17 protein-coding genes are annotated in these 22,286 nt (G+C 68.2%); 7 read left to right on the top strand and 10 right to left on the bottom strand.

From position 1 onward, the window contains the following. The first annotated feature begins 92 nt into the window (after nucleotides 1-92). Entirely contained in the window at nucleotides 93-401 is a 309-nt protein-coding gene (locus V3B41_RS09230) for a hypothetical protein (RefSeq protein ID WP_049430894.1), read from the top strand. A 22-nt stretch (nucleotides 402-423) separates the two neighbouring features. On the opposite strand, the gene V3B41_RS09225 is transcribed toward V3B41_RS09230, so the two are convergent. Further along, a complete protein-coding gene (locus V3B41_RS09225) occupies nucleotides 424-1,482 on the bottom strand; it encodes a DNA topoisomerase IB (RefSeq protein WP_049430896.1) in 1,059 nt (352 codons plus the stop codon). Between the two features lie 112 nt (nucleotides 1,483-1,594). Here V3B41_RS09225 and V3B41_RS09220 point away from each other — a divergent pair, with 112 nt between their 5' ends. From V3B41_RS09220 to V3B41_RS09210, 3 genes are all read left to right on the top strand, one after another. Beyond that, complete coding sequence (locus V3B41_RS09220; RefSeq protein ID WP_049430928.1) at nucleotides 1,595-1,984, top strand: I78 family peptidase inhibitor; 390 nt, start codon at nucleotides 1,595-1,597, stop codon at nucleotides 1,982-1,984. A 174-nt stretch (nucleotides 1,985-2,158) separates the two neighbouring features. Continuing rightward, a complete protein-coding gene (gene gltB / locus V3B41_RS09215; protein WP_295548566.1) occupies nucleotides 2,159-6,613 on the top strand; it encodes a glutamate synthase large subunit in 4,455 nt (1,484 codons plus the stop codon). Nucleotides 6,614-6,663: 50 nt separating this feature from the next. After that, nucleotides 6,664-8,109 (top strand): FAD-dependent oxidoreductase, encoded by a 1,446-nt coding sequence (locus tag V3B41_RS09210; RefSeq protein ID WP_049430900.1) that lies wholly within the window; start codon nucleotides 6,664-6,666, stop codon nucleotides 8,107-8,109. Here the strand turns inward: V3B41_RS09210 and V3B41_RS09205 are convergent. Then, nucleotides 8,095-10,503: an ATP-binding protein gene (locus tag V3B41_RS09205; RefSeq protein ID WP_049430931.1), complete on the bottom strand. Its 2,409-nt coding sequence runs from the start codon at nucleotides 10,501-10,503 to the stop codon at nucleotides 8,095-8,097. The genes V3B41_RS09210 and V3B41_RS09205 overlap by 15 nt on opposite strands. 168 nt (nucleotides 10,504-10,671) lie before the next feature. Here V3B41_RS09205 and V3B41_RS09200 point away from each other — a divergent pair, with 168 nt between their 5' ends. Continuing rightward, on the top strand, nucleotides 10,672-11,538 hold the full coding sequence (locus V3B41_RS09200) for a methylglyoxal synthase (protein WP_197633666.1): 867 nt from the start codon (nucleotides 10,672-10,674) through the stop codon (nucleotides 11,536-11,538). Between the two features lie 415 nt (nucleotides 11,539-11,953). Here the strand turns inward: V3B41_RS09200 and V3B41_RS09195 are convergent, their stop codons facing one another. Genes V3B41_RS09195 through ttcA form a run of 3 tightly spaced genes read right to left on the bottom strand, consistent with a single transcriptional unit; the run spans nucleotide 11,954 to nucleotide 14,667 of the window. After that, nucleotides 11,954-12,733 (bottom strand): SprT family zinc-dependent metalloprotease, encoded by a 780-nt coding sequence (locus tag V3B41_RS09195; protein ID WP_049430906.1) that lies wholly within the window; start codon nucleotides 12,731-12,733, stop codon nucleotides 11,954-11,956. A 59-nt stretch (nucleotides 12,734-12,792) separates the two neighbouring features. Continuing rightward, complete coding sequence (locus V3B41_RS09190) at nucleotides 12,793-13,698, bottom strand: recombination-associated protein RdgC (RefSeq protein ID WP_005411825.1); 906 nt, start codon at nucleotides 13,696-13,698, stop codon at nucleotides 12,793-12,795. 36 nt (nucleotides 13,699-13,734) lie between these two features. Further along, nucleotides 13,735-14,667 (bottom strand): tRNA 2-thiocytidine(32) synthetase TtcA, encoded by a 933-nt coding sequence (ttcA, locus tag V3B41_RS09185; RefSeq protein WP_180849206.1) that lies wholly within the window; start codon nucleotides 14,665-14,667, stop codon nucleotides 13,735-13,737. A 91-nt stretch (nucleotides 14,668-14,758) separates the two neighbouring features. On the opposite strand from ttcA, the gene V3B41_RS09180 reads away from it, so the two are divergent. Next, entirely contained in the window at nucleotides 14,759-14,962 is a 204-nt protein-coding gene (locus V3B41_RS09180; RefSeq protein WP_049430910.1) for a YdcH family protein, read from the top strand. A gap of 90 nt (nucleotides 14,963-15,052) precedes the next feature. Here the strand turns inward: V3B41_RS09180 and plsB are convergent, their stop codons facing one another. The 4 genes from plsB to V3B41_RS09160 all read right to left on the bottom strand — a co-directional run bounded on the left by plsB (nucleotide 15,053) and on the right by V3B41_RS09160 (nucleotide 20,736). Next, a complete protein-coding gene (gene plsB, locus V3B41_RS09175; RefSeq protein ID WP_049430913.1) occupies nucleotides 15,053-17,689 on the bottom strand; it encodes a glycerol-3-phosphate 1-O-acyltransferase PlsB in 2,637 nt (878 codons plus the stop codon). Continuing rightward, a complete protein-coding gene (locus V3B41_RS09170; RefSeq protein ID WP_329860790.1) occupies nucleotides 17,689-18,642 on the bottom strand; it encodes a hypothetical protein in 954 nt (317 codons plus the stop codon). The genes plsB and V3B41_RS09170 overlap by 1 nt, the downstream gene beginning before the upstream one ends. A 448-nt stretch (nucleotides 18,643-19,090) precedes the next feature. Continuing rightward, nucleotides 19,091-19,816 carry an orotidine-5'-phosphate decarboxylase gene (gene pyrF, locus V3B41_RS09165; RefSeq protein WP_049430916.1) on the bottom strand — a complete coding sequence of 242 codons (726 nt, stop codon included), beginning with the start codon at nucleotides 19,814-19,816 and terminating at the stop codon, nucleotides 19,091-19,093. Next, nucleotides 19,813-20,736, bottom strand: a complete 924-nt coding sequence (locus V3B41_RS09160; RefSeq protein WP_049430918.1) for a 5'-nucleotidase, lipoprotein e(P4) family — start codon at nucleotides 20,734-20,736, stop codon at nucleotides 19,813-19,815. The genes pyrF and V3B41_RS09160 overlap by 4 nt, the downstream gene beginning before the upstream one ends. 101 nt (nucleotides 20,737-20,837) lie before the next feature. Between V3B41_RS09160 and V3B41_RS09155 the strand changes: the two genes are divergently transcribed. Continuing rightward, nucleotides 20,838-21,488 (top strand): DUF480 domain-containing protein, encoded by a 651-nt coding sequence (locus tag V3B41_RS09155; RefSeq protein ID WP_295548574.1) that lies wholly within the window; start codon nucleotides 20,838-20,840, stop codon nucleotides 21,486-21,488. A gap of 114 nt (nucleotides 21,489-21,602) precedes the next feature. Here the strand turns inward: V3B41_RS09155 and V3B41_RS09150 are convergent, their stop codons facing one another. Next, entirely contained in the window at nucleotides 21,603-22,130 is a 528-nt protein-coding gene (locus V3B41_RS09150; RefSeq protein ID WP_329860786.1) for a GNAT family N-acetyltransferase, read from the bottom strand. Nucleotides 22,131-22,286 lie beyond the last annotated feature (156 nt).

Below are 22,286 nucleotides of genomic sequence, written 5' to 3'. Positions count from 1 at the left end.
TGAGCGCACCGTGTCCAGCATGTGCACGGCATTCATTCCGCCACCACGCGCGCCGTCGCACCCTTGCACGCAACCACGCGAGGAACGCCTCCATGAAAGCTGCCATCGCCGCCACCGCTCTCAGCCTTGCCCTCGCTGCCTGCAGCAGCACGCCGATGGCCCAGGTGCAGCCGATCGACGGGGTGATTTCCGGCCAGTGCCACAGCGACATGGTGCGCGGTGCGCTCGGCCTGGCCGCTTCGGCCGCCACCGTTGAACGCGCGCGCGTGGACAGCGACAGCCTGCACGTGCAGGTGCTGCGTCATGACGGCCCGCGGGTGCCACCGGCGCACGAAGGCGGTGACCGCCTGACCATCGAGAAGGGCCGTACCAACAACATCACGGCCATTTATTGCGGCTAATAGCCGTCGAGCAAGCTCGACGCTACGTCGTGGCGCTGCGCTTGGCCAGCCGCCGCGCGCGGCGCAGTACCTTCAGCGTCGCCTGTTCCCATTGGCGCGGCCCACGCAGGCCGGCCAGTTTCGCCAGTTCGCCGCGCTCCCAGCCGGCGAACACGCAAGGGTCGATATAGGCCTTGCGGCACACCGCAGGCGTATTGCCCAACTGGGCCGCCACCTTGCACACCACCTCGCGCTGCACCTTGGCCAGCGCGCGCTGGCTGGCCGGTTCGGGCAGTTCGGTGGCTGCGAACGCCTGTACCGCGGCCAGGGTGCCGCCCCAGGTGCGGAAATCCTTGGCGGTGAAGTCCTCTCCCATCACCTCGCGCAGGTAATCGTTGACCGCACCGGAATCGACCGGCTGGATGACACCGTCGTCGTCGCGGTACTGGAACAGCGCCTGGCCCGGCAACTGCTGCACACCGCGCACCAGCGTGCCCAGCCGGCGGTCACCGACCGTTACTTCATGCAGCTGCCCGGATTTACCGCGGAAGCGCATGCGCACGCGCCCGCCGCGCAGCAGGTCCAGGTGCCGGTTGCGCAGCGTGGTCAGGCCAAAGGATTTGTTTTCCCTGGCATACGTTTCATTGCCTACCCGCACCAGGGTGTCGGCCAGCAGCGCGACCACCACCGCCAGCACCTTTTCGCGCGGGAAGCCGCTGCGCTTGAGATCGCGGCCAAGCCGGCGCCGCAGCGCAGGCAGTGCTTCGCCAAAGGCGATCACCCGGTCGAACTTGCCGGCGTCGCGCACTGCGGCCCAGTCGGGGTGGTAGCGGTACTGCTTGCGCCCGCGCGCATCGCGGCCGGTCGCCTGCAGGTGGCCGTTGGCATGGGCGCAGATCCACACTGCGGTGTAGGCCGGCGGAATCGCCAGCGCACGGATGCGTTGCAGGGTGGTGGCATCGCGCAGCGCGTGGCCGTCGGCATCGCGGTAGCTGAACCCCTTGCCGGCGCGGCGGCGGCTGATGCCGGGCTGGGTGTCATCAACATAGCGCAGGCCCGCAGCGCGCGCGGCCTGTTGTTCCGGAGTGGGGGGTGTTGGCATGCCCGGCAGTGTCACTGGTGCGGCGCAGTGATCCTGTCGATAACACAAGACAAACACGTGAGGGTCGGTTCGCCGCTATGCTCGGGCTTTCACAACCCCTTCCGGAGTCATGATGTCGTTTCCGATTCGCGCCCGTTCGCTCTCCGTCCTGTTGCTGCCGGCCGTGCTGGCCCTGACCGCCTGCCAGGCACCGGCGCTGGATGAACAGGATTCGGCTACGGCCCACGCCCAGCAGGCCGCCGAAGCCGCCAAGGCACCGGCCGACGACGCCGGCAAGGCCACCGAGGCACCGCCCGTCGGCACCTGCGATGCCAGCCAGGTGCAGAGCCTGGTCGGCCAGGCCTACACCGATGCCCTCGGTAAGCAGGCGCAGGAAGATGCCGGGGCCAGCCAGGTGCGTGTGCTCAAGCCCAATGATGTGGCCACGATGGAGTTCCTCGGCGACCGCCTGAACATCGAAGTGGACGACAAGGGCGCGGTCAGCGGCACGCGCTGCGGCTGAGTCCGGCCCCGCGCCGGCACTGGGTTGCCGGCGCTTTCCGTTGCACCTGCAACCGTGTATTGCGGCGTTGCAGCAACCTGTGATCTAGTCGAGGCATCCGGTGGCCTCACGATGCGCTCCAGGGAATGAGCGGGGACGAGTGTCGCCGCCAACCCTATACGCATCGAGGTAGAGATGGCCCCCCGCAACCGCCAAGGGCTTTACGACCCGCGCTCCGAGCGCGATGCCTGTGGATTTGGCATGGTCGCCCAGCTCGACGATCAACCATCGCGCCTGTTGGTTGATACCGCCATCGCCGCGCTTTCGCGCATGACCCACCGTGGTGGCGTGGCCGCCGACGGCCTGACCGGCGATGGCTGCGGCCTGCTGCTGCGCCGCCCCGATGCGTTCCTGAAACTGCTGGCCAGCGAGGCCGGCATCGCCACCACCGCGCGCTTCGCTGCCGGCCTGGTGTTCCTGCCGCACGATGCCGGCGCGGCCCAGGCCTGCCGCGCGCAGCTGCAGGCGCAGGTGGAAGCGGTGGGCTGCAAGGTTGCCGGCTGGCGCGAGGTACCCACCGACGACAGCGTCTGCGGCCAGCTGGCGCGCGACACGCTGCCGCGCATCGAACAGGTGTTCGTCGACGCCGGCGTCGGCCAGGATGATGCCGGCTTCGCGCTGGCGCTGTTCCTGGCCCGTCGCCGCAGCGAGCAGCAGCTGCGCGAACACGCCGACTTCTACGTCACCACCCTCACCCCGGATGCGATCAGCTACAAGGGCATGGTGCTGCCGGACAAGCTCAGCCGCTTCTATCCGGACCTGCAGCGCCGCGAACTGGCCTCCAGCGCGATCGTGTTCCACCAGCGCTTCTCCACCAATACGCTGCCGCGCTGGCCGCTGGCCCACCCGTTCCGCATGCTCGCCCACAACGGCGAGATCAACACCATCGAAGGCAACCGGCGCTGGGCGCAGGCGCGCAGCAAGGTGTGGAAGACACCGCGCTTCGACATCGCCGAGTTCGATCCGGTCATCTCCATGCACGGTTCGGATTCGCAGAGCCTGGACAACATGCTGGAACTGATGGTCGCCGGTGGCATGGAGCTGATCCAGGCGCTGCGCATCCTGGTACCGCCGGCTACCCAGTCGCTGGAATTCAAGGACCCGGACCTGGCGGCCTTCTACGAGTTTCACGGCCTGAACAGCGAGCCGTGGGACGGCCCGGCCGGCATCGTCGCCTGCGACAGCCGCTACGCCGTGTGTACGCTGGACCGCAATGGCCTGCGCCCGGCGCGCTGGATGCTGACCGCCGACCGCCACTTCCTGGTCGCCTCCGAAGCCGGCGTGTGGGAAGTGCCGACCGAACGCGTGGTGCGCAAGGGCAAGCTCGGGCCCGGCGAGATGGTGGCCATCGACCTCAAGCGCGGCGATCTGCTTGACTCGGACGCGGTGGACCGCATCAACCGTGGCCGCGCGCCGTACAAGCAATGGCTGCAGCAGGGCGTGACCTACCTGCAGACCGAACTGATCGACCCGTCGCTGGTGGAAGAGCCCTTCGACGAAGGCACCCTGCGCAGCTACCACAAGCTTTACCAGCTCAGCAGCGAGGAAGTGGAGCAGGTGCTGCGTCCGCTGGCCGAGACCGAGCAGGAAGCCACCGGCTCGATGGGTGATGACACGCCGATGGCCGTCCTCAGCCAACGCAGCCGTCCGCTGTACGACTACTTCCGCCAGGCCTTCGCGCAGGTCACCAACCCGCCGATCGACCCGCTGCGCGAAGACTGCGCGATGTCCCTGTCCACCCAGCTCGGCAAGGAGACCAACATCTTCCATGCCGGTCCGGAGACGGTGAACCACGTCATCCTCAATTCGCCGGTACTGAGCCAGCGCAAGCTGCGCCAGCTGCTGAAGATGGACCAGTACGTGCAGGCCAACCGCCTGCTTGATCTGTCCTACAGCGAAGACGAAGGCCTGCGCGCCGGTATCGAGCGTATCTGCGCCGAGGCCGAGCAGGCCGCACGCGATGGCATGGTGATGCTGTTGCTGTCCGACCGCTACCCGGTGGCCGCGCGGCCGATGGTGCATGCGCTGCTTGCCACCAGCGCCATCCATCACCACCTCTCGCGCCTGGGCCTGCGCTGCGACGTCAACCTGATCGTCGAGACCGGCACCGCGCGCGACCCGCACCACATGGCCTGCCTGCTCGGCTTCGGTGCCACCGCGGTGTATCCGTATCTGGCCTACCAGACCCTGTTCGACCTGGGCCGCCGCGGCATCCTCAAGCTGAGCAAGGGCGGTGAGCAATCGCAGATCGGCCGCCGCTACCGCAAGGGTGTCTACAAGGGCCTGTCGAAGATCATCTCGAAGATGGGCATCTGTACCGTGGCCAGCTACCGCGGTGCGCAGCTGTTCGAGATCATCGGCCTGGAGCCGGAGGTCGTGGACCTGTGCTTCCCGGATACGGCGTCGCGCATCGGCGGCGCCGGCTTCGCCCGCCTGGACGCGGACGCGCGCGAGCTGCGCGCGCAGGCCTGGGACGCGCAGCAGGACGTGGATGTTGGCGGTCTGCTGAAGTACGTGCACGGCGGCGAGTACCACATGTACAACCCGGACGTGGTGACCACCCTGCAGCGCGCGGCGCGCAGCGGTGACCCGCGTGCGTGGCAGCAGTACTGCGATGCCGTGCATGCGCGGCCGCCGTCGGCGCTGCGAGACCTGCTGGAACTGGTGCCGGCGGCCACGCCCGTGCCGCTGGATGAAGTGGCGCCTGCCAGTGCTCTGTTCCCGCGCTTCGATACCGCGGCGATCAGCCTGGGCGCCCTATCGCCCGAAGCGCACGAAGCGCTGGCCATTGCCATGAACCGCCTCGGCGGCCGCAGCAATTCCGGCGAAGGTGGCGAAGATCCCGCACGCTACGGCACGCAGCGGCGCAGCAAGATCAAGCAGGTGGCCTCCGGCCGCTTCGGTGTCACCGCCGAATACCTGGTCAATGCCGAAGTGCTGCAGATCAAGGTCGCGCAGGGTGCCAAGCCCGGCGAGGGCGGCCAGCTGCCGGGTCACAAGGTCAACGAGTTGATCGCACGCCTGCGCTATGCGCGCCCGGGCATCGGCCTGATCTCGCCGCCGCCGCACCACGACATCTATTCGATCGAAGACCTGGCCCAGCTGATCTACGACCTCAAGCAGGTCAACCCGACCGCGCTGGTGTCGGTGAAGCTGGTCAGCCATGCCGGTGTGGGTACGATCGCCGCCGGTGTGGTCAAGGCCGGCGCGGACCTGATCACCATTTCCGGCCACGACGGCGGTACCGGTGCCTCGCCGATCAGCTCGATCCGCTATGCCGGCGTGCCGTGGGAACTGGGCGTGGCCGAAGCGCACCAGGCGCTGCTGGCCAACGACCTGCGCGGGCGCACCCTGCTGCAGACCGACGGCGGCCTGAAGACCGGCCTGGACGTGGTCAAGGCCGCGCTGCTGGGCGCGGACAGCTTCGGCTTCGGCACCGCGCCGATGATCGTGCTGGGCTGCAAGTACCTGCGCATCTGCCACCTCAACAACTGCGCCACCGGCGTGGCCACACAGGATGAGCGCCTGCGCGAGAACCACTTCACCGGTCAGCCCGAGCGTGTGGAGAACTTCTTCCGCCTGCTGGCCGAGGAAGTACGCGGCTGGCTGTCGTACCTGGGCGCGCGTTCGCTGGAAGAGATCGTCGGCCGCACCGACCTGCTGCGGCAGATCGAGGCCGCACCGCGCGACGGTGTGCGCGTGGACCTGTCGCGCCTGCTGGCCGACAGCCGCTACGAGGGCAGCCACTGTGCCGCCCAGCGCCTGTACGAATCACCGGACAGCCTGGCCACGCAGATGGACGGCCTGCTGGCGCCGGCCATCGAGCACAAGCGCGGCGGCGAACACCGCTTCCTGATCCACAACACCGACCGCAGCATCGGCGCCCGCCTGGCTGGCGCAGTGGCACGCGCGCATGGCAACCAGGGCATGGCCGAGGCACCGCTGGAACTCCGCTTCCGTGGCAGCGCCGGGCAGAGCTTCGGTGCCTTCAATGTCGGCGGCCTGCACCTGGAAGTGGAAGGCGAAGCCAACGACTACGTCGGCAAGGGCATGGCCGGTGGCCGCCTGGTGGTTCGCCCGCCGCGTGGCGCCCGCTTTGAGGCGCGCAGCACCGCCATCATCGGCAACACCTGCCTGTATGGCGCCACCGGCGGCGAGCTGTTCGCCGCAGGTCGCGCAGGCGAGCGCTTCGCGGTGCGCAACTCCGGCGCGCTGGCGGTGGTCGAGGGTGCCGGTGATCACTGCTGCGAGTACATGACCGACGGCGTGGTACTGGTACTGGGCAAGGTCGGCCTGAACTTCGGTGCCGGCTTCACCGGTGGCCTGGCCTACGTGCTGGACGTCGACCGCGATTTCGTCGATCGCTACAACCACGAGCTGATCGACATCCATCGCGTCTCCGCCGAGGGCTTCGAGAACTACCGCCAGCACCTGCACCGCCTGATCGGCCGCCACCGCGAGCTGACCGGCAGCATCTGGGCGCAGCAGATCCTGGACGAGTTCCGCGATTACATCGGCAAGTTCTGGCTGGTCAAACCCAAGGCCGCCAGCATCGAGTCGCTGACCGAAACCCTGCGCCGCGCCGCATAACGGTAGTGCCGGTCGCTGGCCGGCCCCCGGAAAACAACACAGAGCCCGCCATGAGCCGCAAGCACGCCTTCCAGTTCCTCGACCTGCCCCGCACCATGCCGCAGCGCATTCCGGTGGAACTGCGCACCTCCGGCGACTGGGGTGAGCTGTACGGAAAGTTCGGCAAGGAAGACGCACAGTACCAGGCCGGCCGCTGCCTGGACTGCGGCAATCCGTACTGCAGCTGGAAGTGCCCGGTGCACAACGCCATTCCGCAGTGGCTGCAGCTGGTACAGGAGAACCGCATCCACGAGGCGGCCACGCTGTGCCACAGCACCAACCCGCTGCCGGAAGTGTGCGGCCGCGTCTGCCCGCAGGACCGGCTGTGCGAAGGCAGCTGCACGCTGGAGGAATTCGGCGCGGTCACCATTGGTGCGGTCGAGAAGTACATCGTCGATACGGCGCTGGCCACGGGCTGGCGCCCGGACCTGGGCGCGGTGCAGCCGAGCGGCCACAGCGTGGCGGTGATAGGCGCCGGGCCGGCCGGACTGGCCTGTGCCGACCGCCTGGCGCGCGCCGGCATTGCCGCGGTGGTCTACGACCGCTATGAACAGATCGGCGGCCTGCTGCAGTTCGGCATCCCCAGCTTCAAGCTGGACAAGGACGTGATCCATCGCCGCCGCCAAGTGCTCGAGGGCATGGGCGTGCAGTTCCGCCTCGGCGTGGAGATCGGCCGTGACCTCAGCGTGCAGCAGTTGCTGGACAGCCACGATGCGGTGTTCGTCGGTACCGGCGCCTACCGCTATACCGACGGTGGACTCGACGGGCAGGACCTGAAGGGCGTGCTGCCGGCGTTGCCGTTCCTGGTGCAGAACAGCCGCATCGTCGGTGGTGATGATCCGAAGGGCCGGCCGATCGCCGGCTGGGAGGACACCATCGCCCTGCCCGATCTCAACGGCAAGCGCGTGGTGGTGCTCGGCGGTGGCGATACCGGCATGGACTGCGTGCGCAGCGCGGTCCGGCTGGGCGCGGCCAAGGTGACGTGCGCCTATCGCCGGGACGAGGCCAACATGCCCGGCAGCGCGCGCGAGGTCGCCAATGCGCGCGAGGAAGGCGTGCGCTTCCTGTTCAACCGCCAGCCGCTGTCGATCGAAGCCGGTGCCGATGACGAAGTGATCGGAGTGACCGTGGTCGAGACCCGACTGGGCGAGCCGGATACCAACGGCCGCCAGAACGCGGTGCCGATCGACGGCAGTGAATCGCTGCTGGAGGCGGACGTGGTGATCATCGCCTTCGGCTTCTCGCCGACCGTTCCGGCCTGGCTGGCCGAACACGGCGTGGAAGGCCAGTCCAACGGCCGCATCGTGGCCGGGGGCAAGGACCGCCTGCCCTTCCAGACCGCGCACCCACGCCTGTTCGCCGGTGGCGACGCAGTGCGTGGCGCCGACCTGGTGGTGACCGCCGTGGCCGAAGGCCGCGACGCCGCCGCCAGCATCATCCGCCTACTGGCGCGTTGATTCCGGCACCAGCAGCATGGCCAGCAAGCCACGCAGTTCCTGCGCCTCTACCGGCTTGGCCAGAAAATGATCGATGCCTGCTTCGCGGCAGGCCTCGCGGGTGCGGTCCAGCACGCTGGCCGTGAGTGCGATGATCGGGACCTGCGCGCGAACCGTGCAGGCGTCGGCGCGGATGGCCCGTGCCAAGGCGAAGCCATCCATGTGCGGCATATGGCAGTCGGTGATGACCAGGTCGAACGCCCGCGCCTGCCAGGCCTCAAAGGCCTGGCGACCATCGGTGCAGGCGTGCACCTGCAGTCCCAGATCATGCAGCCGCTGCTCCAGCAGATGCAGGTTGGTGGGATGATCTTCAGCCAACAGCACCCGGGCCGATGACAGTGGCCGCGCCGCCTCTACCGGAAGCGGCAACGCCTCCGCAGGCAACTCACAGGCGTCCAGATCCAGTTCCAGCCACACGGTGGTGCCCTTGCCTGGCGTGCTGCGCAGGCAAAGTTCCGCTTCCATCGATGCGGCCAGTTCACGGCAGATCGCCAAGCCCAGGCCACTGCCGCCAAAACGGCGCGTTGTCGATGCCTCGGCCTGGGTGTAGGCAGCGAACACCGCCTGTTGGCGTTCCGGACTGATGCCCACACCGCTGTCACTTACCTGCAGGCGAAGACGTTGGCCGCCCTCGCGCTGCTGCAGCACCTGCACCTGCAGGTCCACGCCGCCCTGCTCGGTGAACTTGAGCGCGTTGCCGGCAAGGTTGAACAGGATCTGGCGCAGGCGCAGGCCGTCGGCCAGCGATCCGGCCTGCAGTTCCGGATCAAGTTCGATCCGCAGATGCAGGCTCCGGCTGGCCGCCACCGGCATCAACAACTGCTGCACCGCGCGCACCAGCGCAGCCACGCTCGTGGGCCGCAGCTGCAGCGGCAGTGCCTGCAGCCGTTGGGTGTGCAGCACATCGTCCAGGATCTGACGCAACATCTGGGCAGCATCACCCACGGTCACCAGCACCTGTTGCTGGCGATGATCCAGACTGCTGCCATCCAGCCGCTCGAGCATGCCCAGCAGGGTGCTCATCGGCGTGCGGATCTCGTGGCTCATGGTTGCCAGGAAGTGGGCCTTGGCCAGCGCTGCCTGCTCGGCCGCACGACGTGCCTCGGCCAGCGCATGGGTGCGCGACTGCTCTTCGCTTACGTCGATCCAGTAGCCACTCCACTCGACGTCGCTGCTGTCCAGGGACAGCGGCCGTCCATGCGAGCGGACCCAACGCCAGCCCTGTGGCGAACGCGTGCGGAAGGTGACGTCGATCGGGCCCCGCGCCAGGGCAGCGGCGTCGACGGTGTCCATCAGCCGCGAGCGGTCATCGGGATGAACCGCTGCCAGCAGGCGCTGTTGATCGATCAGGGCGGTTTCCACGCTGATTCCGAACAGCGCCTGCACATCGCCTGCGATCTGGGGAAAGCTGTAGTGGCCGGTGGCAGAGCGACGCGCTTGATAGACCACCGCTGGCAGGTTCGAGGTCACCTCCTGCAGGCGTTGCGCAGCCACGTGGCGACGCTCACTCTCGCGATGCACGCGCCAGTAGCCGAAGGCGTACACCAGTACGAGCGCCAGCAGGATCAGCGAAGACGACACCAGCCAGCGCAGCGGCGACAGCGGTGGTTGGGGACGTGGCTGGTCCGGCAGCCACGCGTTGCGGATCGCTTCATGCTCGGCGCCGGAAAGCTGCGAGATGGCCTGGTCGAACGCGCTGACGACACCGGCACAGGCCGGCACGGTGGCCAGCACCAGCGCGTCGTCGATACCCGCCGGCGCGGCGATCACCAGCGGCGTGCCCCGGTAGCTGCGCAGGCCGGCCTCGGCCTCGCCGAGGTTGGCGATCACCGCATCGACCAGGCCCGCTCCCAGCAGGGCCAATCCGTCATCCATCGGCGCAGGCGGCAGCAGCTGTGCACCGGGCGCATGCTCGGCCAGCATTGCGCTCAGCGACACCGCGTCGGGACTGACCACGGTCTTCCCGCGCAGCCCTTCCAGGCCCAGCATCGGCGGCGCATCGCGGCGGCGCACGATCACCTGTGGCAGCTGCTGGTAAGCGGTACTGGCCACCCAGCCCGCCGGCAGCTGCGAGCGCGGCCAACCCAGCAGGGCCTGGATGCCGGCGGGCACCGCACCTTCCGCGACGGCGGCCGATGGCAATGGCTGGGGCTGCAGCAACTGTCGTGCGCCCAGCAGCGCCAGGTATTCCGCGCTGAGCCCTTTCGGCTCGCCCTCTTCACTGGAAGACAGGGGCGCGCGATCGGCGGGCCAGGCAATGCGCAGGGGCGTCCCACACTCCGCAGCCGCGGCGGTAATGGGCGACAGCACGCAGGCCATGACCGCAGCGGCGGCACGCATGCCAGCGACGTTCACGATGGGCATCCTCTTTTCGCGGGCGGAAATGAACGGCCGCGCTGCGGTACCGCTGCCTGTCACGCTAGCGACGCGCGTGCGGGTAGCAATGAAGAAAGTTGTAAAAGCAGCAAGTAGAGGAGATGCCGACATACACTGCCGCTTTCACCCCTACCTGCGGAGCATTCGATGCGCATCGGCCTGGCCGCCAACCGTCTCCATCACCACGACGCGCGCGCCGCCCTGTTCCGCTGGCTGCGCGCCAGCGAACCCGGCCTGCGCGAGCTGGGCGTGTCATTGCATGCGGTCGGCCGCACCCATGACGCGATCGAGCGGCAGGGCTTCCTGGCCGGATACGGGAGCCTGCATCGCTATCCCTACGGTCGCGAGGGTGGCCTGATGAAGCTGGTCGCCGAGGTGGTTGGCATGGGGCCGGAACGGACGCTGGATGGCGCGATCTACCTGATCGATCCGGTCGATCCGTCCTCCGTGTTTCCGGAAGCCACGGCGCTGAAGCGGCAGTGCGTGATCCACGGCAAGCCGTTCATCTCCACCGTGGCCACTGCGCGCGACTGGATCGAGGTGGAACGCATCCACGCCCGCCTGGCCGCCGATGCCGGGGCTGACGACCTGCATGCATTCGAGGAGCAGACGCTGGCGCTGATCGCGCACGACGCGATGAAGCCGGCGATGCTGGCCTTCGCCGACGAGCACTTCGAGGTGCTGGCCCGGTTCGGTGAACGGGTGGCAACCGGTACTACCGGCCAACGTTTGAACGAGCTGGCCTGGAGCCGTGGCTGGCCCAGCGATACGCCGTGGGTGACGCGCTACCAGAGCGGCCCGATGGGCGGTGATGCGCAGATTGCAGACCGCGTGCTGGAAGGGCGCTGCCAGCGCGCGATCTTCTTCGAGGACCCGCATGTGGCGCGCCAGCATGAGGCGGATATCCAACTGCTGGAGCGGGCGGTGACGACGGTGACCGACCAGGCGGTGTGCATTACCGCGCCGCGGGTGGCGGCGCGGTGGGCGGCGGCGGCGGCGTTGCGGGCGGGGTGAGGGTTTCGGCCAACGGCTGAGCCCCTCGTGGTGGGTCGTTCAAATCAGAAGCCGTGCTTGGCCGGGTGGGGTGGATTGCGCAGGGGTCGCTGCAAGTCCCCCTCCGGGGCCCGGCCCAGCCGCTGGCGGCTGTTCGTTCAGGCGCTTGCGAAGCAGTGCTTCGCAAGCAAAGCGCCTTCACCCTTGTAAGCTCGGTCGCCGCTTGCTCGTGTGCGCTTTCCTGCGCACACGGCAAGACCGGGGTTGGGCGTCCTGCGCAACCCCCCCCCACCCGGCCACGGACAGTTTCCGGTGTGCCCACCACGGAAGAAGGAAGGAAGAACAGGAGCGGGTCGCGCGCTGTGCGCGCTTCTGTAGCGCCGAGCCCATGCTCGGCTGCATTCAACGGCAGCCGAGCGTGGGCTCGGCTCTAAAGTTACAGAAGCTGGCGCAGCATCGCTTTGAGGCGTCGCCCTTCCAGCTGGAAGTAGTCGCGCTGCTCGCGCCAGGCGGGGAAGCGTTGCTCCACTTCGTGCCAGAACGCGGGTGAGTGATTGGGCTGGATCAGGTGGCAGAGTTCGTGCACCAGCACGTACTCGAACGCGTCGGAGCGGCCCAGCACCAGGGCCAGGTCCAGTGCCATGCTGCCGTCGGGCGCCAGCGAGCCCCACTGCGAGGACATCACTTTCAGCCGCAGGCGGCTGGGTGCGCGCGGCAGGGTAGGCAGGTACTTCGGCAGCCAGCGGCCGACGTCGGCGCGGGTCTGCGCTTCGTAGAACTCGCGCAGCAGGCGGCGCAGGGTGGCGTCCCCACCACGGGTCGGCCACTGCACGCAGGCACCGTGCGCGTCGATCTCCAGGCGCGCGTAGCGGCCTTCCTGCCAGCGCAGCGGCAGCAGTTCGCCGCGCAGGGGCAGCACGCCGTCCTCGCCCGGCTGCAGCGGTGCCGGCAGGCCCTGGCCCTGGTACTGGCGCAGCTGCAGCGCCAGCCAGTCGCGGTGCTGTTCCAGGAAACGTTCGCCCATCACCAGGCTTGCCCGCGGCGGCAGCGTCAGGCGCGCGCCGCGTTCGTCCACGCTCAGCTTGATGCGCCGCGCACGCGGATCACGCACGCGCAGCACCTCGATCTCGGCATCCTCCAGCCGCAGGCGAACGGTGTCGCGCTGTACGGTGGCGGGCGGGGTCGGGCTGATCAGGCGGCGCAGCAGACGGCTCATGCGCCCAGCATAGCGCTGCTTCGGGCCGCCGGATGACCGGCGGCCGTCGGGCTGCCTGTTCAGTCGGCCTTGCTGAGCTTGAAGGCTTCTTCCAGCAACAGGAACAGGCGGCGGATCTCGGCGCTCTGCAGGGCGAAGCGGGCGTCGAACTCGGCGCGGCGGCCGTCTTCGTCGGCATGCTCCAGCTGGTCCAGGGCACCGTCGAGGAACTTCAGCTTGCGCACGATCAGGTCGTCGCCGATCACGAAGGACAGGTTGTCCTCGAAGATCAGTGCCAGCTTGGTCACCTGCTTGCCGGCGTCCAGGTGCTTGTCGATCTCGTCGCAACGCAGCTCCTGGTGCTGGCACTTGACCACCGCGCCACCTTCCACCGGATCCTTCATCTCGCACTCTTCGCCCAGGCTCAGCCCGGTCGGCAGCGGCTCGCCGGCGATCCAGCCGGTCAGGATCGAGCGCGGCGCGACTTCGGCGTTCAGCGGCATGGCCGGGAAGCTGCCGAGCAGGCCGCGGATGTCGGACATGAAGTACTCGCCGGTCTTGCGGCTGGAGGTGTCCACCGCCACGTAGCCGTGCTGCAGGTCGATGAAGGCGTCGTTGCGCGAAGACTTCACGAAGGCGCGCGGCAGCAGTTCATGCAGCAGGTCGTCCTTCATGCGCTTGCGTTCGCGGCCACCCGGGCGGCGGCCTTCCTTCTCCTCGATCTCCTCCAGCTTGCGCTCGAGCAGGTCGTTGACCACCGCCGCCGGCAGGATCTTGTCCTCGCCACCCACAGTCAGCCACAGGTGCTCGGCGATGCGGTGGGAGAGCAGTTCCTTCTCCTCGCGGCCGAACGGCGAAATGAAACCGCGCGAGTTCATTTCCAGCGCACCCACCGGCTTCAGCAGGGCGTGCGGCAGCAGGGTGTCGACTTCGGAAAAATCGGTGGTGGTCGGGAAACGGAAGAACGTCAGGTTGCGAAAGAACATGGAATTCCGGATGGCAAAGAGGAAGGGCGGCCGGCCTTAGACGGCGGGCGTCTCGGGATCTGCGTCGGCGTCGGCCGGGGAACCGGCCAGCCAGGCATGGGCGTCGGGCAGCGGCGCGTCGTCGCGACGGCCCAGCGCCATGAAGTCGAACAGGGTGGTGTCAGCCAGCTGCGAGGGCCGCACTTCGCCCATGGCGCGCGCGATCTGCTCGATGCGGCCCGGGTGGTCCTTTTCCCACTGCTTCAGCATCAGGCCGACCTGGCGGCGCTGCAGGTTCTCCTGGCTGCCGCACAGGTTGCAGGGAATGATCGGGAACTGGCGTGCCTGCGCGTAGTCGACGATGTCGCTCTCGCGCACGTAGGCCAGCGGCCGGATCACCACATGCTTGCCGTCGTCGCTGCGCAGCTTCGGCGGCATGCCCGACAGCTTGGCGTGGTGGAACAGGTTCATGAAGAACGTGGCCACCATGTCGTCGCGGTGGTGGCCCAGCGCGATCTTGGTGAAACCGTGGGTTTCGGCGTAGTTGTACAGCGCGCCACGACGCAGGCGCGAGCACAGCGAACACATGGTCTTGCCTTCCGGAATGACCCGGCTGACCACCGAATAGGTGTCCTGCTCGATGATGTGGTACGGCACGCCCAGCCCGGCCAGGTACTCCGGCAGCACATGCTCGGGGAAGTCCGGCTGCTTCTGGTCCAGGTTCACCGCCACCAGCTCGAACGGCACCGGCGCCTTCTTCTGCAGCTGCAGCAGCACGTCCAGCAGGGTGTAACTGTCCTTGCCGCCGGACAGGCAGACCATCACCTTGTCACCGGCCTCGATCATGCCGAAGTCGGCGATCGCCTCGCCGACCTGGCGGCGCAGGCGCTTGGCCAGCTTGTGCTGTTCGCGCTCGGCCAGCCGCGGATCGCGGGCGGCGCGCGGCTGGGAACGCGGCAGGGGATCGGGAAGGGAAATCACGGCACTCATGGGTTCCATTCTAACGGCTCGGAGCCGCCCCGGCCGGGGGTCGGGATTCCCCTCTCCCGGCAGTCATCATCGCTGTGTATGCTCGGAGGTCGTGGACACCTACAGCCCCGCCGAGATCGTCGAACGCCTCGCCGCCCTGCGCGCCGAGCATCGCCTGCTGGATGAACAGATCACCCGCATGGCCGCCAATGGCGAGGACGAACTGGAATCCAAGCGCCTGAAGCGGCGCAAGCTGCAGTTGAAGGACTGCATCGCCAAGCTGGAAAGCCTGCAGATTCCCGACGAACCGGCGTAGCGCCGGTCCTGGGGGGTGCCAACCCTGGTTGGCACAGACGGGAGGTGTGCGGACCACGGTCCGCACCCACCGCATGGCCCGGCGCTACCTTCAATCCTGTGGCGCGGGCTCGTCCAGGCGGGCCGCTTCCGGGCTGACCCGTTCGATGGTGTGGCGCAGTTCGCGGCCGAGGATGAACTTGGCGTCCTTGGCCCAGGCATCCAGGCGCTCGTCGAACAGCAGCTTGCTGTTCTCGTCCGGCCACACCAGGCGCAGTTCGCGCAGCTTCTGGATGAAGCCACGGAACAGGGTGCGGTCGAAGAACTCCGGCGCGGCCGGTGCATAGAGCAGGCTCAAGCGCTGCGCCGCCTGCTGGCACAGGCTTTCCAGCTCGGCCGCGCCCAGCACGCCCGGGCCATTCTTCACCAGCACCGAGATGGCGATGTAGTAGCGCTCGAACGCCTGCTGCAGCGAGTGGCCGATCGCACGCAGGCGGAACACCTCGTCGGTCTGCCCGGTGTTGCGCGCCAGGATGCCGCCGTCGTCGTCGTTGACGTTCTGCAGCAGGCCCTCGCGCACGAACACGTTGATGGTCTGGTCGATGCGCTGCGCGAACTCGTCTTCGCTCCACGGCAGGAACAGCTCGGCCTGCAGGAACGGGTACACCGTGCGGCCCAGCTGGACCAGGCCGGTGCGGCTCATGCGGCGGTTGTTCTGGAAGCAGCAGGCCACCCACGACGAGGCGGTGAACAAATGCAGCACGTTGTTGCGGAAGTAGCTCAGCAGCACCGCGGTATCGCCGCTGACGCTGAGCACGTCGCCCAGCGGATGCTTGATGCGGGTGAGGACGTTGATTTCCTCGGCGTGGGCGATGATCCGTTCCGGCGAGTGCGGAGTCACCGTCACCCGATCCGAGTACGGCATCTCGACCAGCAGGGTCTTGCACAGCTCGATCTGCGCGATCAGGTCGGCCTCGCCCATCGCGTGCTTCGGCGTGGACAGCAGCGCCAGCGCCAGCAGGTTGATCGGGTTGACGTCGGCGGCGCCATTGATGCGCACCTGGATGCGTTCGGCCAGCGTATCCACCGTGGTCGACAGCCACGCCGGCTTCTCGTCCTCGGAGACCGCCTCGCCCTTCCACTCCGGGGCCTTCTCGGCCAGCACGTCGTTCAGCGCGATCGGCTCGCCGAAGTTCACCACCACCTGGCCGTAGTTCTGCTTGAGCACCTTGGGGATGCCCCACAGCAGCGACCAGATCGATTCCTTTTCCTTCGGTCGTCCGGACAGTTCGTCCAGGTAGCTGCCGCCCTCCATCAGCTTCTCGTAGCCGATGTAGATGGGCTGGAACAGCACCGGCTTGCGCGGCTGGCGCAGGAACGCGCGCAGCGTCATCGAGATCATGCCGCCCTTGGGCTGCAGCAGGCGGCCGGTGCGCGAACGGCCACCTTCGACGAAGTACTCCAGCGAGTAGCCACCGGCCACCAGCTGCGCGACGTACTCGCTGAGCACGGCCGAGTACAGCGCGTTGCCGCGGATCGAGCGGCGGATGAAGAACGCACCGCCCTTGCGCAGCAGGGTGCCGACCACCGGCAGGTTCAGGTTGATGCCGGCCACGATGTGCGGCGGCACGATGCCACGGTCGTACAGCAGGTAGGACAGCAACAGATAGTCCATGTGGCTGCGGTGGCTGGGCACGTAGACCACTTCGTGGCCCGGTGCGGCAGCCTTGAACTTGTCCAGATGGTGCACCAGCACGCCCGCATAGATGCGGTTCCACACGTGGCTGAGCATGAAGCTGGCCGACCGCACCACCGGGCTGGAGTAGTCCGCGGCGATTTCCCAGGCGTAGGTGTGCGCCTTCTTCCAGGCATCGGCCGGCTTGGAATTGTCGCGCTTGGCCTGCGCGGCGATCGCCTCGCGTACCGGTTCGGCGGCCAGTACCTGGTCCACCAGCAGGCGCCGGGTCGACAGATCCGGGCCGATCACCGATTCACGGATGCGGCGGAAATGGGTACGCAGCACGCGCTGCAGCTTGCGCACCGTGCGCTCCGGCTCCAGGCCTTCGTCGACGGTGTTGCGCAGCGAGATCGGCGGTGCGAAGCGGACGATGGTGCTGCGGCCATTCAGCAGCACCGCCAGCAGGCGGCGGAAGCGGCCGACCAGCGCCCAGTTTTCCGAGAACAGCACCGCGAACCAGCCGCTCTGCTTGTCCGGCGCGCGGCCGACGAAGATCGACACCGGCACCAGGTGCACATCCAGATCCTCACGCACGCGGTGCGCCTGCAGGACCTTGGCCAGCGAGTCCGAATGGGTCTTGGCACCACGCTGCTCGGGGATCAGCGAATTGCTGGAGCTGCGACGCGACAGTGCCAGGTAAGCACGCTTGCGCCCGGTGGGGTCGCCGGCCAGCGGCACCAGCGGCGACGGCAGGCCAGCTTGGCGGCAGGCCTTGTCCAGGATCAGCGCGTTGGACAGGCCGTAGTCTTCCAGCACATACATGACCGGGCGGCCATCGTTGTACTGGCCCGGGTCTTCCGGCTCGATCTTCAGCGACAGCCACGGCTCGACCAGGCGGCCCAGCAGGCGAGCCCACAGCGGGCGGCGGCCGGCCGGACGCGCATGCGCGGGCGGCGGTACCGGGTTTGGGCCGGTACCGGTCGAGGGGGACGCCGGCACCGTATCGGCGGGCGTCGACTGGGATTCTTCGCCGGGGAACGGCAGCGGGTTCTGTTTCGACATCGGCGCCATTATGGCTTAGGCGGTGGCATTGCCGCTTCCCCACCCTCGGCGGGGGCTTCAACCGGTTCGGGTGCGGCGGCGGCGCGGGCCGCATCGGCCTTGCGCAGCAGGGCGTCGGTGTCGGCCAGGGTTCGGGTCAGGTACCAGTGGCCTTCGCGCCGGCTCAGCGGCAACTGCAGGCTCATCTCGCGACCAGCGAGGACGTAGCGCAGGCGTACCAGCGCGTTGTCGCCTTCCACCGACAGCAGTTCGCCGCGCACGCTGCGCAACGCGTCGTCCACGCCCAGCCCGTAACTGCCGAGCACCGCCTTGAGGGTGTGGATGAACGGCGCCAGCTGCTCCAGGCTGCCTTCCATGCCCGCGGCCTGCAGGCCGGCCTCGTCGCCGAAGCCGACCTTGTTGGCGGCGCCGACCAGCGCGGCGATGGTGCTGCGGGCACGCGCACGGTCGCTGATGGGTGCGCCCTGCGCCCAGCTGGCGAGGGTTTCGACGAGGGCGATGTAATGCGCCTGCTGGCCCGGTGTGTAGCCCTTCTGATGGCGCAGATACTGCACGCCGAAGTTGCCCATCGACTGTGCGGCCTGGCGAACGGCGCCGGCCTGTCCGGCCAGCTGGCGATCGAAGCTGCGCTGCAGTTCGGCGCTGGCATTGGGTTTGCGCAGTGCGGCCAGCATCGGCAGCAGCTGGTCGCCCAGCGGCAGTTCGGTCAGCGGCCATTGGCTGTGGCCTTCGGTCCAGGCCTGTTGCAGGCGCGGGTACTGGCTCGGCGGCACCGACAGCTTTGCGTAGCCGACCAGATCGTCCTCGGCCAGGCGCAGCGCCATCGCCTGCACCGCCGCGACCGGCTCGGCTGCCGGCTTGGCCGGATCGTCGGCTGAATCACGGCACGCAGCCACCGCCAGCAGCAGCATGGCTGCCAGCCCCCACCCACGCGCAGACCTTCCTCGCACCGCTACGCTCATGCACTCGGACTCCCCGGACCGGTCCGCATCTTGCGGCCTGCGACGTGACAGCGGCAAGCCGGGGGGCAACTTGGGGTCAGATCCCTTCTGCCCTTGGCAGAAAGGATCTGACCCCGGACCGGGCCCCGCGCATAAAAAAAGAGCCGGATCACGGGGATCACAGGCTCTTCAAGCCGGCAACAAGGCCGGTGGACAGTGTTGTGGCACATGTCCGGCCCGAGGACCGGATGGCGGCGATCCTACGCTGCGCTTCAACTTAAGGCAACACTTTACGTAACTTGGAATAAACCATTGATTTAATTGGAATGTGATTCCCGCCATCACGCTCCCATGAAATCTACGGCAGGTTTTGCGGCGATTCGGGCACAACCACTGCTTGGCAGATGCAGAAACGCCATCCTGCGCGGGGCAGGATGGCGTTCGAGCCCGCAACCCTGGCCGCGGGATCTCAGCGCGCAGCCAGCGCCGACGCGATTTCCTGCTGGATCGCCCGTGCTGCGGCCTGCGGGTCGGTCGCCAGGCGGATCGGGCGGCCCACCACAATGGCGTCAGCGCCATCGGCGAAGGCCTGGGCCACGCCAACGGTGCGCTTCTGGTCGTCGCCGACCGGGCCACCCGGACGGATGCCCGGGCAGACGATCGAGAAGCCTGCGCCCGTGGCGGCACGGATCGGCCCCGCTTCCTGGCCCGAGGCGATCACGCCATCGATGCCGGCGGCCTGGGCGGCCAGCGCGCGCTCGACCACCACGTCGACCGGTTCGCGGTCGATGCCCATCTGCGCCAGGTCCTGGCGGCCCATCGAGGTCAGCACGGTCACCGCCAGCAGGCGCATGTCGCCGCTGTTGGTGGCCGCGCAGGCCTCCATCATGGCCGGGTGCCAGCCATGGATGGTGGCGTAGCTGACCGGCCACTGCGACAGGCGCTTGATCACCGCCGCGGCGGTGGCCGGGATGTCGAAGAACTTCAGGTCGACGAACACGCGCTTGTCGCGGCGGGCCAGCTCATCGAGCACCTGGAAGTACTCGCCGGAGGCCAGCAGTTCCATGCCGATCTTGTAGAACGCCACGCTGTCGCCGAGACGGTCCACCCACTCCAGCGCCTGCACACGGTCGGGCACGTCCAGCGCGAAGATCAGGCGCTCGTCATCGCGCAGCGGCAGCGGTGCGCGGCTCACGGTGCGTAGTCCAGCGCGGCGCGCTTGGCGTCATGACGGGCCTGGCGCGACTGGCTGTAGTCGTTGTTGAACTGGGCCGGCTCGAAGCCGCCGTAGGTCGGGTTCGGCAGCATCCACCAGCGTTCGCCGAACCAGTCGTGGTACTGCTGCAGCAGCGCATCACGGCCTTCATTGGTGTTGGCGGTCACTTCCACGAAGTCGCCCAGCTGGTCGCCGAACTGCATCAGCACGCGGTACTTCTGCCCGGCCAGGCGACGGCGGCAGTTCTTCTCGCTGCCGGCCTGCTCGCAGCCTTCAACGACGGTGCCCAGGCCCAGGAACACGCTGTCATCGGCCACCGGCAGGCCCTGCTCGCGCAGGTTGGCCAGGGTGGCATCCTTCAGGTGCACGGCGCGGTTGGAGATGTACAGCAGGGTCACGCCCTTGGCATTGGCGGCCTTGGCGAAATCGACCACGCCGGGAATGGCCTTGGCCTTCTTTTCGGCCACCCACTGGTCCCAGCTCAGTTCATCGTATTCCTTGCCATCGCGCACCAGGCGCGCCTGGTAGGGCGAGTTGTCCAGCACGGTCTCGTCCACGTCCAGCACCACTGCCGGCTTCAGGCCCTTGGCCTCGTTGCCGCGCTCCTCCGGTACCAGCGCATCCCAGTGGGCTTCCTTCAGCGCCACATCCAGGTGGTCGGCGGCGGCGCGGTAGGTCTGCTCGGTGATCGCCTTGTACTCCTGCGCGCGCTGCATCCACAGCACGGCGTTGAGATTGTCGTTGGCGATCGCATCGGGTGCGCCATCGGCCTTGGCGGCAGCGGCCGGAGCCTGCGGGGCAGCGGCTTCAGCGGCAGGCGCCTCCACGCGCTTGCAGGCGGACAGGCCCAGCACCGCGGTGGCGAGCAGGGTCACAGACAGGGAAACGGGACGACGCATGGATTCACCGGCAATCAGATATACCGGCGCATTTTACCGGCAAAGGCGGCCCTGGGACGGCTATGCTTGGTGGTTGACCCGTTGCCCCTCCGGAGGCCGCCATGACCGATTCCGTCCAGACTCCCGACGTCCCCCTGCTCGATGCCGTGCAGGCCCGCCTGCTGGGCTGCCTGGTGGAGAAGGAGGCGACCACCCCGGATACCTATCCGCTGACGGTCAACGCGGCCCAGTCGGCGGCCAACCAGAAGACCGCCCGCGAGCCGGTGATGAACGTCGATGCCGGCAGCGTGCAGCACGCCCTGCGCCAGCTGGAGACGCTGGGGCTGGCCCGCCAGCACTTCTCCTCGCGTGCCGACCGCTACGAACACCGGCTGCAGGCCGCGCTGGACCTGACCCGGCAGCAGACCGTGCTGCTGGCGATGCTGTTGCTGCGTGGGCCACAGACGTTGGGCGAACTGGTCTCGCGCAGCGAGCGCCTGCACCGTTTCGCCGATACCGACGAGGCCCGGCACGCCATCGAGCGCCTGCAGCAGCGCGCGCTGCTGATGGTGCTGCCGCGTGCCAGCGGCCAGCGCGAGGACCGCTACATGCACCTGCTGTGCGGTGAAGTGGATGGCGCGGCGCTGGCGGCCAGGTACGCCAGCAGCGGCGGTGGCAGCGACGCAGCCGACCCCGGCCTGGCCGAGCGCGTGGCCCAACTGGAAGCGGCCGTGGCCGAGCTGCAGGCACAGCTGGCGGAACTGCGGGGCTGAAGGGTGGGTGCCGACCAACGGTCGGCACCCACCACGATCAGCCCACCGGGGTCGGATCCCGCAGTGCGGGCTCTGACCCCATCGCCACCTCGAGTTGCCGGCCAGCTGCCGGCACTACCCGACCTCTGCCGCACCCGGCGTGGCATACAAGCGGCTCGGGCTGTCCACGCCCGGCAGCTGGATCACCCCGCGCTCCTGCATGCCCAGGCCCAGCAGGATCTTCCCGGACACCACGTTGTCCAGATCAGTAATGCCATACAGATCCTGCAGGCCCAGCGCGCCACGGGCGTGCGCGAACACTGCCCGCGCCGCCTCACCGGCATACCCCTGCCCGGTAAATTCCGACAGCACGGCATAGCCGATGTCCGGCCCCGGCAGGCCATCGCGCCGCACCAGCCCGGCGTTGCCCAGCCAAGCGCCGTCGGACAGGCGCTCGATGGCGTACATGCCGAACCCGTTCAACGCATAGCTGTGCAGCACGCGCAGCGCGATGTACTCGCGCGCCTGTTCCTCGCTGCGCACGTTGCGGTCGCCGATGAAGCGCAGGAAGCCGGGATCGTTGAGCAGGGTCAGCATCGACGCCGCGTCGCGGTCGGGCTCGATGCGGCGCAGGCGCAGGCGTTCACTCTCGATCGGTTGCACAGGCAGACCTCCAGCCGAAACCCCGATTCTGCCTCACCCCCGGCTGTTGCTTTTGATTTTCTTTTTTCTTTTCCGTGGCTGGCGCGCACGGAACCTGTCAGAGGCCGGGGGGGGGGGGGGGGGGGGGGCGGGCGCGGGGGGGGGGGGGGGGGCGGC

The sequence above is a fragment of the Stenotrophomonas sp. SMYL89 genome (assembly GCF_036319985.1).
GTDB classification, from domain to species: Bacteria; Pseudomonadota; Gammaproteobacteria; order Xanthomonadales; family Xanthomonadaceae; genus Stenotrophomonas; species Stenotrophomonas maltophilia_Q.
The sequence above is the reverse complement of the archived record's forward strand: the minus strand, read 5'-3'. Positions and strand labels throughout refer to the sequence as shown.

What these genes read in the sequence shown, in the direction of transcription:
- V3B41_RS09230 (WP_049430894.1), top strand. Translation starts at nt 93, where the DNA reads ATGAAAGCTGCCATCGCCGCCACCGCTCTCAGCCTTGCCCTCGCTGCC.
- V3B41_RS09225 (WP_049430896.1), bottom strand. Translation starts at nt 1,482, where the DNA reads ATGCCAACACCCCCCACTCCGGAACAACAGGCCGCGCGCGCTGCGGGC.
- V3B41_RS09220 (WP_049430928.1), top strand. Translation starts at nt 1,595, where the DNA reads ATGTCGTTTCCGATTCGCGCCCGTTCGCTCTCCGTCCTGTTGCTGCCG.
- gltB (WP_295548566.1), top strand. Translation starts at nt 2,159, where the DNA reads ATGGCCCCCCGCAACCGCCAAGGGCTTTACGACCCGCGCTCCGAGCGC.
- V3B41_RS09210 (WP_049430900.1), top strand. Translation starts at nt 6,664, where the DNA reads ATGAGCCGCAAGCACGCCTTCCAGTTCCTCGACCTGCCCCGCACCATG.
- V3B41_RS09200 (WP_197633666.1), top strand. Translation starts at nt 10,672, where the DNA reads ATGCGCATCGGCCTGGCCGCCAACCGTCTCCATCACCACGACGCGCGC.
- V3B41_RS09195 (WP_049430906.1), bottom strand. Translation starts at nt 12,733, where the DNA reads ATGAGCCGTCTGCTGCGCCGCCTGATCAGCCCGACCCCGCCCGCCACC.
- V3B41_RS09190 (WP_005411825.1), bottom strand. Translation starts at nt 13,698, where the DNA reads ATGTTCTTTCGCAACCTGACGTTCTTCCGTTTCCCGACCACCACCGAT.
- ttcA (WP_180849206.1), bottom strand. Translation starts at nt 14,667, where the DNA reads ATGAGTGCCGTGATTTCCCTTCCCGATCCCCTGCCGCGTTCCCAGCCG.
- plsB (WP_049430913.1), bottom strand. Translation starts at nt 17,689, where the DNA reads ATGGCGCCGATGTCGAAACAGAACCCGCTGCCGTTCCCCGGCGAAGAA.
- V3B41_RS09170 (WP_329860790.1), bottom strand. Translation starts at nt 18,642, where the DNA reads ATGAGCGTAGCGGTGCGAGGAAGGTCTGCGCGTGGGTGGGGGCTGGCA.
- V3B41_RS09160 (WP_049430918.1), bottom strand. Translation starts at nt 20,736, where the DNA reads ATGCGTCGTCCCGTTTCCCTGTCTGTGACCCTGCTCGCCACCGCGGTG.
- V3B41_RS09155 (WP_295548574.1), top strand. Translation starts at nt 20,838, where the DNA reads ATGACCGATTCCGTCCAGACTCCCGACGTCCCCCTGCTCGATGCCGTG.